Source organism: Georgenia sp. SUBG003 (assembly GCF_000715355.2).
Classification (GTDB): Bacteria; Actinomycetota; Actinomycetes; order Actinomycetales; family Actinomycetaceae; genus Georgenia.
Map to the genome: position 1 here is coordinate 78641 of NZ_CP180204.1, position 14528 is coordinate 93168.

General features: G+C 70.9%; 11 protein-coding genes and 1 pseudogene. 5 read left to right on the forward strand and 7 right to left on the reverse strand.

Annotated elements, in window-relative coordinates; translation table 11 throughout:
- Positions 1-16 precede the first annotated feature (16 nt).
- Both DA06_RS00330 and DA06_RS00335 read left to right on the forward strand, forming a co-directional pair.
- Positions 17-2371 carry a sigma-70 family RNA polymerase sigma factor gene (locus DA06_RS00330; RefSeq protein WP_418606679.1) on the forward strand — a complete coding sequence of 785 codons (2355 nt, stop codon included), beginning with the start codon at positions 17-19 and terminating at the stop codon, positions 2369-2371.
- A gap of 227 nt (positions 2372-2598) precedes the next feature.
- Positions 2599-3225, forward strand: coding sequence for a hypothetical protein (locus tag DA06_RS00335; RefSeq protein WP_418606680.1), 627 nt, complete (start codon positions 2599-2601; stop codon positions 3223-3225).
- Between the two features lie 62 nt (positions 3226-3287).
- Here the strand turns inward: DA06_RS00335 and DA06_RS00340 are convergent, their stop codons facing one another.
- The 7 genes and pseudogenes from DA06_RS00340 to DA06_RS00370 form a co-directional block, all read right to left on the reverse strand.
- The gene (locus tag DA06_RS00340) at positions 3288-3956 is read right to left on the reverse strand and encodes a response regulator transcription factor (RefSeq protein WP_043496471.1); all 669 of its coding nucleotides are present in this window, start codon (positions 3954-3956) and stop codon (positions 3288-3290) included.
- A 63-nt stretch (positions 3957-4019) separates the two neighbouring features.
- Entirely contained in the window at positions 4020-5177 is a 1158-nt protein-coding gene (locus DA06_RS00345) for a sensor histidine kinase (RefSeq protein WP_043496472.1), read from the reverse strand.
- A 142-nt stretch (positions 5178-5319) separates the two neighbouring features.
- Positions 5320-6363: a hypothetical protein gene (locus DA06_RS00350; RefSeq protein ID WP_052436172.1), complete on the reverse strand. Its 1044-nt coding sequence runs from the start codon at positions 6361-6363 to the stop codon at positions 5320-5322.
- Between the two features lie 200 nt (positions 6364-6563).
- Positions 6564-8630, reverse strand: a complete 2067-nt coding sequence (tkt, locus tag DA06_RS00355) for a transketolase (protein ID WP_052436173.1) — start codon at positions 8628-8630, stop codon at positions 6564-6566.
- 341 nt (positions 8631-8971) lie between these two features.
- Positions 8972-9280 (reverse strand): electron transfer flavoprotein subunit alpha/FixB family protein, encoded by a 309-nt coding sequence (locus DA06_RS00360; protein ID WP_418606681.1) that lies wholly within the window; start codon positions 9278-9280, stop codon positions 8972-8974.
- A complete protein-coding gene (locus DA06_RS00365) occupies positions 9277-9936 on the reverse strand; it encodes a hypothetical protein (protein WP_418606682.1) in 660 nt (219 codons plus the stop codon). The genes DA06_RS00360 and DA06_RS00365 overlap by 4 nt, the downstream gene beginning before the upstream one ends.
- Positions 9937-9949: 13 nt before the next feature.
- Positions 9950-10755: pseudogene (locus DA06_RS00370) on the reverse strand (electron transfer flavoprotein subunit beta/FixA family protein).
- Positions 10756-10936: 181 nt separating this feature from the next.
- Between DA06_RS00370 and DA06_RS00375 the strand changes: the two are divergent.
- From DA06_RS00375 to trpS, 3 genes are all read left to right on the forward strand, one after another.
- Positions 10937-12670: a glycogen debranching protein gene (locus DA06_RS00375; RefSeq protein WP_418606683.1), complete on the forward strand. Its 1734-nt coding sequence runs from the start codon at positions 10937-10939 to the stop codon at positions 12668-12670.
- Positions 12609-13199: a hypothetical protein gene (locus DA06_RS00380; RefSeq protein WP_052436175.1), complete on the forward strand. Its 591-nt coding sequence runs from the start codon at positions 12609-12611 to the stop codon at positions 13197-13199. Before DA06_RS00375 ends, DA06_RS00380 begins: the two co-directional genes overlap by 62 nt.
- Before the next feature lie 197 nt (positions 13200-13396).
- Positions 13397-14506 (forward strand): tryptophan--tRNA ligase, encoded by a 1110-nt coding sequence (gene trpS, locus DA06_RS00385; RefSeq protein ID WP_043496485.1) that lies wholly within the window; start codon positions 13397-13399, stop codon positions 14504-14506.
- The last annotated feature ends 22 nt before the right edge of the window (positions 14507-14528 follow it).

Here is a 14528-nt window from a genome sequence, read left to right on the forward strand (position 1 = left end):
GATGGGACGGTAGGCAGTGGAAGACGGTCAGCCCGAGCGATCCGAAGAACTGGATCGTCCGGCCACGCCCGCGAGCAAGGCATGGCTGCCTAAGAAAAAGCTGGGCGGCGTTCTCCGGCTCGGCGCCAAGAAAGCGCCGGCGACGAAGAAGTCCCTACAAGCGGGAAGAACCAAGAAGTCGAGCCTCAAGCTCGCGCCAGGGGCACCCGCGACGGGTTCCGATTCGTGGTCCGGACGGGAGGGCAACGACGGCAGAGCGAGTTCCCCCCTGATCGTCGACAAGAAGATTCCGGACCCGGGCGCCCTCGTCATCTCATACACGAGCGATGACGACGCGCCCGTCCAGCAGGTCGTCACCGCCGGGGCCACCGCGGACCAGGTGAAGGACTACCTCAAGCAGATCGGCAAGGTCGCGCTCCTGAACGCCGAGCAGGAGATCGAGCTCGCCAAGCGCATCGAGGCCGGCCTGTTCGCCGAGGAGAAGCTGGCGACCGAGAGCGAGAACCTCGCGCCAAAGCTGCGCCGCGAGCTGCAGTGGATCGCCAACGACGGTCACCTGGCCAAGAACCATCTACTCGAGGCCAACCTGCGCCTGGTCGTCTCCCTGGCCAAGCGGTACACTGGCCGCGGCATGCTCTTCCTGGACCTGATCCAGGAGGGAAACCTCGGCCTGATCCGCGCCGTGGAGAAGTTCGACTACACCAAGGGCTACAAGTTCTCGACCTACGCGACCTGGTGGATCCGTCAGGCCATCACCCGTGCGATGGCGGACCAGGCCCGCACGATCCGCCTGCCCGTGCATCTGGTAGAGCAAGTCAACCAGTTGCGTCAAGCAAGGCGCCGGCTCGCGCTGCGCCTAGAGCGCGAGCCCGGCCTCGAAGAGGTCGCAAAGGAGATCGACAGCACGGCGGACAAGATTGCAGAGCTGGACCGTTACAGCAGTCCGGTCCTCTCGCTCGATGTGCCTCTCGCAGTCGACCGCGAAGAGGCCTCAGCCCGAGCGGAGTACTACGAGGGCACGTGGTTCGTGCCGATGGCCGACCTCATCGTCGACAACGACACGGTCGACCCGTTCGATGCCGTAGTTGACGTTCTGCTTCGGGAACAGCTCCACGCAGTCTTTGACACACTCTCCGAACGCGAAGCGGGCGTCATTTCGATGCGTTTCGGTTTAACGACCGGAGAGCCGATGACTCTGGACGAGATCGGTCGGGTCTACGGCGTGACGCGGGAGCGGATCCGTCAGATCGAGAAGAAGACGATGGACAAGCTTCGCCATCCGAGCCGCTCGCAGGTTCTGGCCGAGTATCTCGATCTACCCCGGCTCACAGAGCTGGACGATGACGATTCGGCGGAGGAAAGCTCGAAGCCGCATCCTCCGAGGAAGCAGCCCGACAGCTCGGGAAGCACGGAGTCCACGCAAGCCGTGCACAAGGCGGCTGATGCGGTGTTTGGCCGAGGGTCACACAGGTCCCGCCCGTCTTCGACAGCTGACACGTCACCATCGACAGACCGCGAAGAACGCCAGCCTGCGTCAGGAACCGCACCCGACGTTCAATCCGGCGACTCGCTCCCTGACTCCTCCGGGGAGTACGCAGATGCGGAGGCAGCCCGCCCGGGCGTACCTCGACGTCCGACGTTTGCGACGGCCAGCGACCACGAAGCCGGGACAAGTGCGGCGATGCAAAGGAACCGTCCGCTGAAGGCGACGAAGGAAACCTCCGTAGGAACCCCAGTCTCCCTTTACGTCGAAGCGGCACTCAACGGAAGCTCGCCGGTTGCGGACGTGCAGCAGCGACACGACCGGCCGGAACCGCTCAGGGGATCCGCCAGTCGGAATCCCCGTCCAGAAGGGACGACCTTGCCTCCACATACCGAGTTCCGGGGGCAGCTCCAATCGACCGGTTCAGAGTCCCGCCAGACTCTGCTGGCCGATGTCATTCAGATCCTCGCCACTGAGGGACCCACGACGGGCTTTCGCATACACGCCGTGGTAGCGGCTGCGAGGGGCGAGCGAAAACTCGGGAAAGAGGTGTCCCAGACGCTGAACTCGGTGATTGCCCAAGCTGCCAGCCGCGGGGTTCTCGTAGAGGAGGACCCGCTCTCCGAGCCTGGGGTCAAACCGCACACCTACCGCCTGCCAGGCCAAGAGGCCGTAAGACCCCGACGGCTCGGCAGCCGAGACTTCGAACACGTGCCTCCGACCGAGCTTGCGGAGACCCTTCGGATCGCCCGAACGACCCATAGCGGGGACGAGAGGGCCACACTCTTCAAGGCCGCCTGGCAGGCGATGGAGGGGCCTGGGGACTTGCCGCTGAAGGCAAGCTGGAGGTTCGCTGCGGTCATGGAGATTTCCAAAATCGCGCAGTAGAGCTTCGCTTGAGGAACCCAACAGCTGTCCACTTCTCACGATAGACACCGCCGACAAAACTTCGAGAAGGCATACGTCGGACAGTTTCAGACGTGGACCGATAGGTTTGCCTTCAGTTCCATTCGTCGATGTCCGATTGGCTGGCGCCGAGGTGAGTACGAGGTTGAAGTGGGTTCCTGTTCGGGTTGGGGCTACATCACTAACAGTGATGCTGCTCGCCAGTTGCGGTGCTGGAGGGAACGTCGATTGGTCCACCCAATCCACCACAAAACGTCTCGTGCAGCGATTTGTTCAACACCATCGTGGAGCGAGTTAGGACCGACGATACGTCGGAAGCCATCAACTCGGAACTCGACTGGCTCGGGGACAACTGCCCGACAGAATCTGGTGTCTGGCCCGACTACATGTCGGCACGTGGATTCGCCGAGCAGTACGGCGCTGAATCCTGCGACTCATGGAACGAACTAATCCGTAGGGAAGCGATCGACCTGCTCAGCGAGGAAGGTCTGTGCATCATCGGGCCCTCACCAGCGCCTGCTGGCGAAACTGCAGTGGAAGAGCCCCCCGACGGTGGGATTCCCTGGAGCGATGCGGCCAGCTTCGTAGGTACCAACCAGCGTGTGTGCGGACCGCTAGCCGATGTTGGCTACTCGAACGACGATGTCTTCCTCAATATTGGCCGCAACTACCCCGACCCCGGGAGATTCACCATCGTACTGTGGGACATCGGCGGCGTAGAGCCAATCTCACCCGGCACGACCCTCTGCACCGAAGGGGACATCACATTGTTCGAAGGCGTCCCACAGATCCAACAATGGACCGCCAACTCAGTCGAACTACTCGACCAACGCTGAGGTTACGATAATTCTGTGTTCGATAACTTGCCCGCGTGTTGTCCCCAGCGAGCGTGTTCCCTTCAGATGCTTCCGGGACGGACGAACCCAGACTCGTAGGCTCGGACTACGGCCTGGGTGCGGTCGCGGACCCCGAGCTTGGTCAGGATCGACCCGACGTGCGTCTTGACGGTCTCGGTCCCAACGAAGAGTTCGGCGGCCATCTCCTGGTTCGACAGCCCCGACGCGAGGAGGCGAAGCACCTCCTGTTCCCGCTCAGACAGCCGGACGCGGGCGAGCCGCTCGCCGTCGTCCACGGCGCCGGATGCGGCGACGAGCCGGCGCAGCGCCGTCGGGAAAAGTAGCGCCTCGCCGCGCGCGACCACCCGGATGCCCTCGAGCACCTGCTCCGGTAGGGCACGTTTCAGGAGGAACCCGCTCGCGCCGGCGCGCAGGGCATCGAGGACGTAGTCGTCGTTCTCGAAGGTCGTCAGGACGAGCACGTGCGGGGCGGCGGCACCGGAGCGGTCGGCGTGCGTGAGCAGCGCCCGCGTGGCCGAGATGCCGTCGAGGCCCGGCATGCGCACGTCCATGAGCACGACGTCGGGGTGCGTCCGGGCAACGGCGTCGGGCACGTCGGCGCCGTCGGCGACCTCACCGACCACCTCAAGGTCGGGCTCAGCGTCGATGATGTACCGCAGGCCGCCGCGCACGAGCGCCTCGTCGTCGACGAGCAGGACCTTGACCGTCACGATTCCTCCCACGGCAACCGGGCGCGGACCGCCCACCGGCCCTCCTCGACGCCCCAGGTCATCTCACCACCGAGGGCTACAGCCCTCTCCCGCATGCCGGCCAATCCCCGCCCTGTCCCGGGGTTCCCCGCTCCCCCCGCCGGACAGACCGTTGACCACCTCGATCTCGACTGCGGAGCCGGTGACCCCGATGGTGATGACGATGCTGCCGTCACCGTGGCGCAGAGCGTTCGTCGTCGCCTCACGGACGACGGCGTAGCTCGCGCGAGAGACGAGCGGTGGCACCTGATCGGTGGTGGGCAGCGCAAGCGCGACCTCGGCCCCGGCGGTGCCCAGCTCATCGGCGAGAGTGGGCAGGTCGGCAAGGGTCCGATCCCCCGCGGCGGCCTCCGCGGCCGTCGGCGCCTCGCCCTGGCGGAGCAGTCCCAGCGCACGGTCGAGCTCGGCAGCCGCATCCCTACCGGTGCTGGCGATAGCGGTGAGCGCGGAGCGGACAAACTCGGGATCGCGGTCGAGTGCCCGCTCGGCGGCTGCGGCCTGAAGCGAGGTGACTGTCAGGGCGTGACCGACGCTGTCGTGGAGGTCGCGGGCGAGGGCGTTGCGTGCGGCGAGCTGACGCTTCTCGTCCTCGAGCTGTGTGATCCGCTCCTGCGCGGACGGCCCGAGCAGCACCGGCGCGAGGAGGCGGAGAAGTTCGCCGAGCCACCAGAAGACGTAAGCGGGCACCACCAGAAGGACGACCGCGAGAACGACGGCGGGCACCACCGGCAGTCCACCGAGCGCGCCGAGCGTCCGGTCCAGGACGGTGACGCCCGACTGCCGGGCCACGAGCGTGACGGCGACCGGCACGCAGACCAGCAGGGAGAGGACGGCGACCGCTCCGGCAGCGAGCAGGGCGAGGTACCACGCCGCCCCGCGCAGGCTCGCGCTGGTGCCGCGTCCGGGCAGGACGGGCAGGTCGGCGTCGAGGAAGGTTCGGGCCGCGAGAGCGTCGAGGACGCGGACCGAGTGCAGGAACGGCGGAGTGAGGACGATGGCTGCAGTGACGACGACGAGCGCGGTGATCACCGCGCGAGGAACGTCCGGCTGCCCGTACATCTGCCCGAACCCGGCGGCGAGCAGCCCGTAGGCCGCCGCGACCACGCCCCCGATGACGAGGAGCACCCCGCGGCGCGGCGTCGCCGCGCTGGTCAGCGGCTGGAGCACCTTTGGGACGGCCATGGCGGCAAGTCTGCCCGAACCACCCATCTCCTCGACCAACCCTTTCTCTGGGATGCCCCTACCGCTTTCTCTACCGCGTAGGACACGGCACCGTCCGCCGTCGTCGGTAGGAGCAGGACGACGGCGGACGGGCGCTCATCCGTCAGAGGGCCGGCACTCGGGTTTCGGCATCCACCGACGCCCGCCGCTCGCCCGCGCGTCGCAGCGCGTACGCCAGCGTCGCCGCGCCGAGGGCGAGGCCCCACACCGGCCACAGGAAGGTCGGCCCTGCGGCGGCCCAGTTCTCGACGATCTCGGTGGCCAGGCCGCCGCCTTCCGCCGCCTGCCGCAGCATGGAGATGCCTGCCGGGGTGACGACGATGGAGACGAACGTCGCGGGGACGATGGCGGCCGCGGGCGGCACCCGGCGGCCACCGATGACCGGCACCCACCCGGGCACGTTCTCGCCCCAGCGCTGGACGAGTCCGACCGTGAGGACGGCTCCGACGACGGCGAACGCGCCCAGCCAGACGCCGGCGAGCAGCGACCCCTCCGCCTGCGCCACCTCCCAGAATTCCCGGTCGAACCCGAGCGGGTAGAACATCCAGACGAAGCGGGTGAGCGCGTACGCCAGCGGCGGCACGACGGCGACCACCACGGCCCACCTGCCCCATCGGGCCGCGGCGTCGGGTCGCGCCCACGCCGGCACAGGGACCGGGTGACGCCGCAGATGCTCCCGGGCGGCCGCGCCCCACAGCAGGACGCCGACGACCACGATGAGCTGGACGACGAGGCTGGCGTCGACCGTGTTCACGAGCGAGTCGCGCATGCCCTCGTGGAACGGTGCCATGACCAGCGCGAGGGGCAGGTACCCGATGAACGCCAGGAGACCGGCGGTCAGGGTGAGCAGGCCGAGAATCCCGCTCGCGACGGCTCCGGCGAACACCAGGCGCAGGCCGGACAGGGTCCGGCCTGCGCCGCCGTCCATGCGACTCTCGGCGACGAACCGCCCGGCCGTGCCGGCGAGCACGGCGGCCAGCGCCGCGGCCAGGACGAGGAAGACGGGCAGCGGCAGGAGCCCGGCGAGCGCCGCCGTCGGGGTGGGCAGACGCTCGGCGAGCGCGAGGTCGGTGCCGGTCGCGGCGAGCAGCAGGCCGGCGCCGGCGGCGAGGGTCCAGTACGTGGTGGCAATGGTTGCGTATTTCATGCCTCCACACTTGTCTGGCGCGGGCGCGGGCGGATCACCCGTCACGGTGGTCCGGACCGGATCCGCTCCCCCGCCCGAGGGAACCCGCCGTCAGGGTGGTCCCGGACGCCCGAACTCTGGGCACTATGCAACGTCGCGGCAAGGTCGCACCCGGTCTACCGCTGCGGCACCGCCCGGCCACGGGGGCCGAGTGGCCCCGGTCAGCGACCGACAAGCTCGCGGGCGGCGGCGACTGCGGCGCTCGGGGTGAACCCGAACCTGGTCTGGAGGTCCTTCAGCGGCGCGGACGAGCCGAAGGTGTCCATGGCGATGATCCGGCCCTCCGGACCGACCCACCGGTGCCACCCGAACGAGGACGCCTGCTCCACGGCGACCCGGGCGGTCACCTGCGGGGGCAGCACCTCGTCGCGGTACGCCTGGTCCTGCTGGTCGAACAGGGCGACCGACGGCATCGACACCACGCGGCAGGCGATCCCGTCGGCGACCAGCTCCTCGTGCGCGGACAGCGCGAGAGAGACCTCGCTGCCGGTGGCGATGATGATGACCTCCGGGGTCCGGTCCGGGTCGCCGGCGAGGACGTAGGCGCCGCGGGCGACGCCGGAGGCGCTGGCGTACCTCTCCCGGTCGATGGTCGGCAGGTTCTGTCGGGACAGGATGAGTGCCACCGGCTCGTGCCTGATCGGCATGATCGTCCGCCACGCCTCGACCACCTCGTTGGCGTCGGCCGGACGCATGTCGATGAGGCCCGGCATGGCCCGCAGGGAGGCGAGGTGCTCGACCGGCTGGTGGGTGGGGCCGTCCTCTCCCACCCCGATGGAGTCGTGGGTGTAGAGGTGGATGACCGGGATCTCCATGAGGGCCGAGAGGCGCACGGCGCCACGCTGGAAGTCGGAGAAGATGAGGAACCCGGCCTGGTAGGCGCGGATCTTCGAGAGGGCCAGGCCGTTCGCGACGGCGGCGGCGGCGTGCTCGCGCACCCCGAAGTGGAGGTTGCGCCCGCCCGGGTCGTCGGCGGAGAGGTCCCCCGCGCCGTCGAAGGTGAGCCGGGACTTGTTCGACGGGGCGAGGTCGGAGGACCCGCCGAGCAGCCACGGCACGTTCTTGGCGACGGCGTTGAGGACCGTGCCGGAGGCGGCGCGGCCCGCGATCCCCTTGGGGTCCGCCTCGAACGTCGGCAGGTCGGCGTCCCAGCCGTCGGGGAGGGTGCGCCGCTGCATGTGGTTGAGCTGCTCGGCCTCGTCCGGGTACTCCTCGGCGTACCGCGCGAAGAGCGTCTCCCACTCGGTCCGGGCCGCTCCCCCGCGGGCACGCACGCCCCGGGCGAAGTCGTCGTAGGTCTCGTCCGGGACGAGGAACTGGGCGTCCTCGGGCCAGCCGTAGGACGCCTTGGCGGCCCGGGCCTCCTCGGCTCCCAGCGGCTCGCCGTGGGCCGCCGCGGTGCCCTGCTTGCCCGGGGCGCCGATCCCGATGACGGTCCGCACGACGATCAACGTCGGCCGGTCGGTCCGGGACCTGAACGCGTCGAAAGCCGCGGCCAGGGCGTCGAGGTCGTTGGCGTCGTCGACCTCCTCCACGGCCCAGCCGAGCGCCTCGAACCGCCCGGGGACGTCCTCGCTGAAGGCGAGGTCGGTCGAGCCCTCGATGGTGATCCGGTTGGAGTCGTAGATCCAGCACAGGTTCGACAGGCGCAGGTGCCCGGCCAGGGACGCCGCCTCGGCCCCGACGCCCTCCATGAGGTCGCCGTCCCCGCAGAGGGCGTACACGTCGTAGTCGAACAGGTCGTAGCCGGGCCGGTTGTACGTCGCGGCGTACCAGCGGCCGGCGATCGCCATCCCCACCGAGGTGGCGATGCCGGTGCCGAGCGGGCCGCTCGTCGTCTCGACGCCGGAGGTCCACCGGTACTCGGGGTGACCCGGGCACTTGGAGTCGAGCTGGCGGAACGCCTTGAGGTCCTCCAGCGGCACGGCCAGGTCCCCGACCGTCTCGTAGTCGGCGTTGACGGCCTTGACCCCCGACAGGTGCAGGAGGCTGTACAGCAGGGTCGAGGCGTGCCCGACGGAGAGCACGAACCGGTCACGGTTCGCCCACACCGGCAGGTCCGGGTCGTAGCGCAGGTAGCGCTGCCACAGGGTGTAGCCGACGGGCGCGAGCGCCATCGCCGTGCCCGGATGGCCGGAACTGGCGGCCTCGACCGCGTCGATCGCCAGGGTGCGGATCGTGTTGATCGACCGCCAGGTCTGCGTGTCCGCGGTGCTCTGCTCGGCCATGCTCGTGCCCTCGCATGTCTTGTCGTCCCAGATCGGAGGTCGTCGGCGTGGAGCTCCCGAGACCAACAGGTTAGGACCGACGGCCGCGATGCGCCGTTCGGAGCAGGTCCGGCTCGCCGGGTCAGCTCGCTTCGCGGTCGGCCAGGGCGCCGGCCGGCAGTCTCGTCCCCTGCGACCGGACCGGTAGCCGCAGCAGCGCGACCACGGCGCACCGCGGCCACCGCCAGCAGGGCGGCGGGGCCTGGGCCCGCCGGGGCTGACGGCGCGACTCAGCGGGCCGCCGGAAGCCAGCGAGCCCGCCACCCCGGCCGCTCGGCCGGGCGCTCCGCAGCCGGTCCGCCCTAGCCCTTCAGCCGGCGCAGCTCGGCGATGGCCTGCGGCAGCACGTCGTGGAGGTCGCCGACGATGCCCAGGTCCGCCATCTCGAAGATGGGCGCCTCGGGGTCGGAGTTCACCGCGACGACCGTCTGTGCCGCCTGCATGCCGGCGGTGTGGTGGATCGCGCCGGAGACCCCGACGCCGATGTAGAGCCGCGGCGAGATCGTCACGCCGGTCTGCCCGACCTGGGCGGCGTGCTCGATCCACCCCTCGTCGGTGGCCACGCGGGTGGCGCCGACGGCGGCCCCGAGCTCGTCGGCCAGCTCGGTCACGAGGGAGAAGTCGCCCTCCAGACCCCGCCCGCCGACGACGACGCGCGCGCCTCGCCCAGGGGCGCGCGCCCGCGGGGATGCTCCGTGCGGGACAGCACGCGCACCGCGCGGGCCGAGGCGGAGAACTCGACCGGGACGGCGACGACCTCCGCCTCGGCCCCGTCCACCGCGGTGGCCTCGACGACGGTCGGCTTGACGGCGATGACGGGCACGCCTCGCGTGACCTCGCAGGTGGTCTCCCACGTGCCCTGCAGGACCACCTTGGACGCCACCAGCGCGCCGCCGTCCACGGTGACGCCGGTCGCGTCCACGACCGCGCCCGAGTCGAGGGCGACGGCGAGCCGCGCGGCCAGCTCCTTGCCCGCGAAGCTCGACACGAGCAGCACGGCGGCCGGGCCGGCCTGCCGGACGGCGGCGAGCACGGCCTCGGCGGCGACCGCCGAGACCGTGGGCGAGAGGTCGCCAAGCTCGGGGACGTAGACGGTCCCGGCCCCGTAGCGACCCAGCGCCCCGGTGTCCGGGGTCTCGAGGGCGACGGCGGAGACCGGCCCCGTGGTCAGCGACCGGGCGAGGGTGAGGACCTCCGCGGAGGGCGCGGTCAGGGCGCCGTCGACGTGGTCGACGACGACGAGCAGGGGACGGTCGAGCTCGGGCATGTTCTCTCCTGCCTCAGACAAGCTTGTTCTCGACGAGGTACGCGGCGAGCTGGGCGCCGGCGTCCCCGGTGTCGGTGAGGATGCGCCCGGCCTCGCGCGGCGGCCGCGCGGCGGCGCTCCGCACGGTGGTGCCGGCGCCGGGCGCCCGACGGCGGGTGCGCCGTCGGACCCGGCGGCGCCGGCGTCGGGGAGGTCGTCCAGCGACCAGGTGGTCACCTGCTTCTTCTTGGCCGCCATGATCGCCTTGAAGTTGGGGTAGCGCGGTTCGTTGGCCTGGTCGGTGACCGACAGCACGAGGGGCAGCTCGGCGGCCTGCCGCTCGTCGGCGTCGCCGATGCTGCGGGTGATCGTGACGGTGGAGCCCTCGAGAGACATCTCGCTGGCGAGCGTCAGCGCCGGCAGGTCGAGCGCGGCCGCGAGCGCGGCCGGCACCATCGACGTCAGGCCGTCCATGGTCGCCATCCCGGTCACGACGAGGTCGACGGGCGTCTGCGCGCCGAGGGCGCGCACCGCGGCGGCCAGGACCTTGGCGGTGGCGACGACGTCGGAGCCCGCGATCCGGTCGTCGGCCACGTGGACGCCGGAGTCGGCCCCCATCTGCAGCGCCCGACGGACGGCGTCGACGGCGTCGTCGGGGCCGACGGTCAGCGCGACCACCTCCGCCCCGTGCTCCTCGCCGAGGGCGACCGCGGCCTCCACGGCGTTCTCGTCGAGCTCGTTGAGGACGTCGTCCTCGCCGCGCACGAGGTGGCCGTCCTCGTCCAGGGAACGGTCGGACTGCAGGTCCGGGACGTGCTTGACGCACACGACGATCCTCATGGGACCAAGACTGCCACCTGGCCCGCCCGGGAGCGGAATCGCCCGGTTCGTCCGGGTGAGCGACAGCCCGGTGCGTCGGGGAGCCCACCCGGCGCCCCGGTTCGGGCAGCCGGTCCGCCGACCGCGTCGGAGAACACCCGAACGACACGGGCAGCACTCCCCGGTGAGGTTGAATGGCACGGTGAGTATCACGATGTCCCTGTCCGGCTCCGGGCGCACGGAGGCGTACACCGACACCGGCTCGGACCCGGTGCCCGGCCCCGCGGACAGCCCCCGGCGGCTCGGCGCGCACCTGGTCGGCGACGGCATCGACGTCGCCGTCCACGCCTCGCGCGCCACCCGGGTCGATCTGTGCCTGATCGACGTCGCACCGGACGGACGCCTGAGCGAACGGCGGGTGCAGCTGCGCGGGCCGGTGGACGGCATCTGGCACGGTCACGTCCCCGGGGTGCGGGCCGGTGCACGCTACGGGTTCCGGGTCCACGGCCCCTGGGACCCGGCCTCCGGGCTGCTGCACAACCCCGCCAAGCTGCTGCTGGACCCCTACGCCCGCGCTCTCGCCGGGGGCGTGGAGCTGGTGCCGGCGATCCACGCGCACACCGTCGGCGCGGACCTCGCGCCCGTCGACGCACAGATGCTCCCGGACCCGCACGACTCGGCGCCGTTCGTGGCGCACGGGGTGATCGTCGACGACACCTTCGACGGGGCGGTCGACGGCCCCCGCGTGCCGTGGGCCAGGACGGTCCTCTACGAGGCGCACGTGCGCGGGCTGACGATGCGGCTGCCGGAGGTCCCGCCCGAGCTGCGCGGCACCTACGCCGGCCTCGCGCACCCGGCCACCATCGCCCATCTCAAGAGGCTCGGCGTGACCACGGTGGAGCTGCTGCCCATCCACGCCAAGTTCCCCGAGCCGTTCCTGACGAGGAAGGGGCTGACGAACTACTGGGGCTACAACACCCTGGCGTTCTTCGCGCCCGAGCCGACGTACGCCACCCGCGCCGCGCAGGAGGCCGGGCCCGAGGCCGTGCTGGCCGAGGTCAAGGGCATGGTCTCCCTCCTCCATGCCGCCGGCCTGGAGGTCGTGCTGGACGTCGTCTACAACCACACGTGCGAGGGCGGTGCACACGGTCCGACCCTGAACCTGCGCGGCCTGGACAGCACCGGCTACTACCTCCACGACTCCGCGGCGCCGACCCACCTCGTCGACATGACCGGCTGCGGAAACACCCTCGACTTCGGCCGGACCCGCGTGGTGCAGCTCGCGCTCGACTCCCTGCGGTACTGGGCGGGCGAGGTCGGCGTCGACGGCTTCCGGTTCGACCTCGCGGTCACTCTCGGGCGCAACGGCCCCGACTTCACGCCGGACCACCCCTTCCTCGTCGCCCTTGCGACGGACCCGCTGCTCTCCCGCACCAAGCTGATCAGCGAGCCGTGGGACCTGGGCCCGGGCGGCTGGCGCACGGGCCAGTTCCCCGCGCCGATGGCCGACTGGAACGACCGGTTCCGCAACACCGTGCGCTCCTTCTGGCTCGCCGACCCGGCCGCGGCCGCCAAGGGGCACACCGGGCACGACCTGCGCGACCTCGCCACGCGACTGTCCGGCTCGGCCGACCTGTTCGGGACCGGCGAGGTGCCCGGGGGGGCGGGGGCCGCTGGCCTCGGTGAACTTCATCACCGCCCACGACGGCTTCACCCTCGCCGACCTGGTCTCCTACGAGCACAAGCACAACGAGGCCAACCTCGAGGGCAACCGCGACGGCACGGACGACAACCGCTCCTGGCACCACGGCGTCGAGGGGCCGCTCCCGTCCGACTCGCCGGCCGCCCAGATCCTGCCGCTGCGCCGTCGTTCGATGCGGAACCTCCTCGGCACGCTCCTCGTCTCGGCGGGCACGCCGATGATCACGGCCGGTGACGAGATCGGCCGCAGCCAGGGCGGCAACAACAACCCGTACTGCCAGGACAACGAGATCTCCTGGATCGGGTGGCGGCGCGACGACTGGCACAGCGACCTGCTCGAGACCACCGCCTACCTGCTGCGGCTGCGCGCGGAGCACCCGGTGCTGCGCCCGGCCCGCTTCGCGATCGGCCGGCCCGGCACCCCTGGGGACGTCCTTCCCGACCTGTCGTGGTTCGACGGCGACGGCAGGGCCATGACGCCGGACGGCTGGCACGACCCGCACCAGCGGGTCCTGCAGATGCTCCGTTCCGGCCTGCCCGACGGCGACGCCGACGCGCTGGTCGTCCTCAACGGATCCCTGGACCAGCAGGTCGTCACCCTGCCCGGGGGGCGCGGGCGGGACTACGAGCTCGTGTGGGACTCGTCGTGGGAGCGGCCCGACGGCGTGCAGCACGCCGAGACGGACCCGCTCGACCTGCTCGCCTCGCCCGGCGAGTCGGTCGACCTCGAGTCGCTCAGCATGCGGATCTACCTCGCCCGCTGACCCGGCGCACGAGGCCCACGGTCCCGGACGGCTCGGCAGCCACGCGCTCGGCGGCGCTAGGCTGTCCCCCGTGCCGACCCGTGTGCGTCTCTGGTGGCCGTCCTGACGGACGGCTCCCTCGAAGCACCCTTCCACCGGCCGTCCCGCGAGGCGGCCTCGGCGCGCCCCGCGGCGGCGGCCCGAGACCTGAGGACCTCATGACCGAGCAGAATGTCGCCACCGACCTGGCGGAGTCCACCACCGACGCCTCCCTCGAGCGCACCCGGCGCCGCAGCGACGAGATCGAGGCGCAGATCGCCGAGGACCCGAGCGGCTTCCGCGTGCTCACGGGCGACCGCCCTACCGGCAACCTGCACATCGGCCACTACTTCGGCAGCCTGCAGAACCGGGTACGTCTGCAGCACGCCGGCGTCGAGACGTGGGTGCTGATCGCCGACTACCAGGTCATCACCGACCGCGACGGCGTGGGTCCCGTCCGCGACCGTGTGCTGTCACTGGTCGCGGACTACCTGGCGGTGGGCATCGACCCGGACGCGGGCACGATCTTCACCCACTCCGCCGTGCCGGCCCTCAACCAGCTGATGCTGCCGTTCCTGTCGCTGGTCACCGACTCCGAGCTGCGCCGCAACCCGACCGTGAAGTCCGAGCTCGAGGCCACCGGCGACCGGCCGATGTCGGGCCTCATGCTCACCTACCCGGTGCACCAGTCCGCCGACATCCTCTTCTGCAAGGCGAACCTCGTCCCCGTCGGCAAGGACCAGCTCCCGCACCTGGAGCAGGCACGCGTGATCGCCCGGCGCTTCGACGAGCGCTACGGCCGCGCGGGGGCCGGCTCGGAGCCGGTCTTCCCCGGACCCGAGGCGCTGCTGTCGAGCGCCGCCAGCGTGCTCGGCACGGACGGGCAGAAGATGAGCAAGTCGCGCGGGAACACGATCGAGCTCGGCATGGACGCGGACACCACCGCGAAGGTGCTCAAGCGGGCGGTCACGGACTCCGACCGCCACATCACCTACGACCCCGAGAACCGCCCCGAGGTCTCGAACCTGGTGCTCCTGACGGCTCTGGCAGGCGGGCGGGACCCGTACGAGGTCGCCACGGAGATCGGCGACGGCGGAGCCGCCACCCTCAAGAAGGCCACCATCGAGGCGGTCAACGAGATGCTCGCACCGATCCGTGCCAGGCGTGCCGAGCTGACGGCGGACCCCGCCTACCTGCTGCAGGTGCTGCGCGAGGGCAACGAGCGCGCGAACGCGGTCGCGGAGGCGACGCTCGCCGAGGTCCGCGAGGCCATGCAGATGGTCTACTGACGTCCCGCGACCGCCCGTATAC

Coding starts and splice junctions, on each gene's coding strand:
- DA06_RS00380 (WP_052436175.1), top strand. CDS start 12,609: ATGCGGAACCTCCTCGGCACGCTCCTCGTCTCGGCGGGCACGCCGATG.
- DA06_RS00350 (WP_052436172.1), bottom strand. CDS start 6,363: ATGAAATACGCAACCATTGCCACCACGTACTGGACCCTCGCCGCCGGC.
- tkt (WP_052436173.1), bottom strand. CDS start 8,630: ATGGCCGAGCAGAGCACCGCGGACACGCAGACCTGGCGGTCGATCAAC.
- DA06_RS00345 (WP_043496472.1), bottom strand. CDS start 5,177: ATGGCCGTCCCAAAGGTGCTCCAGCCGCTGACCAGCGCGGCGACGCCG.
- DA06_RS00365 (WP_418606682.1), bottom strand. CDS start 9,936: ATGCCCGAGCTCGACCGTCCCCTGCTCGTCGTCGTCGACCACGTCGAC.
- trpS (WP_043496485.1), top strand. CDS start 13,397: ATGACCGAGCAGAATGTCGCCACCGACCTGGCGGAGTCCACCACCGAC.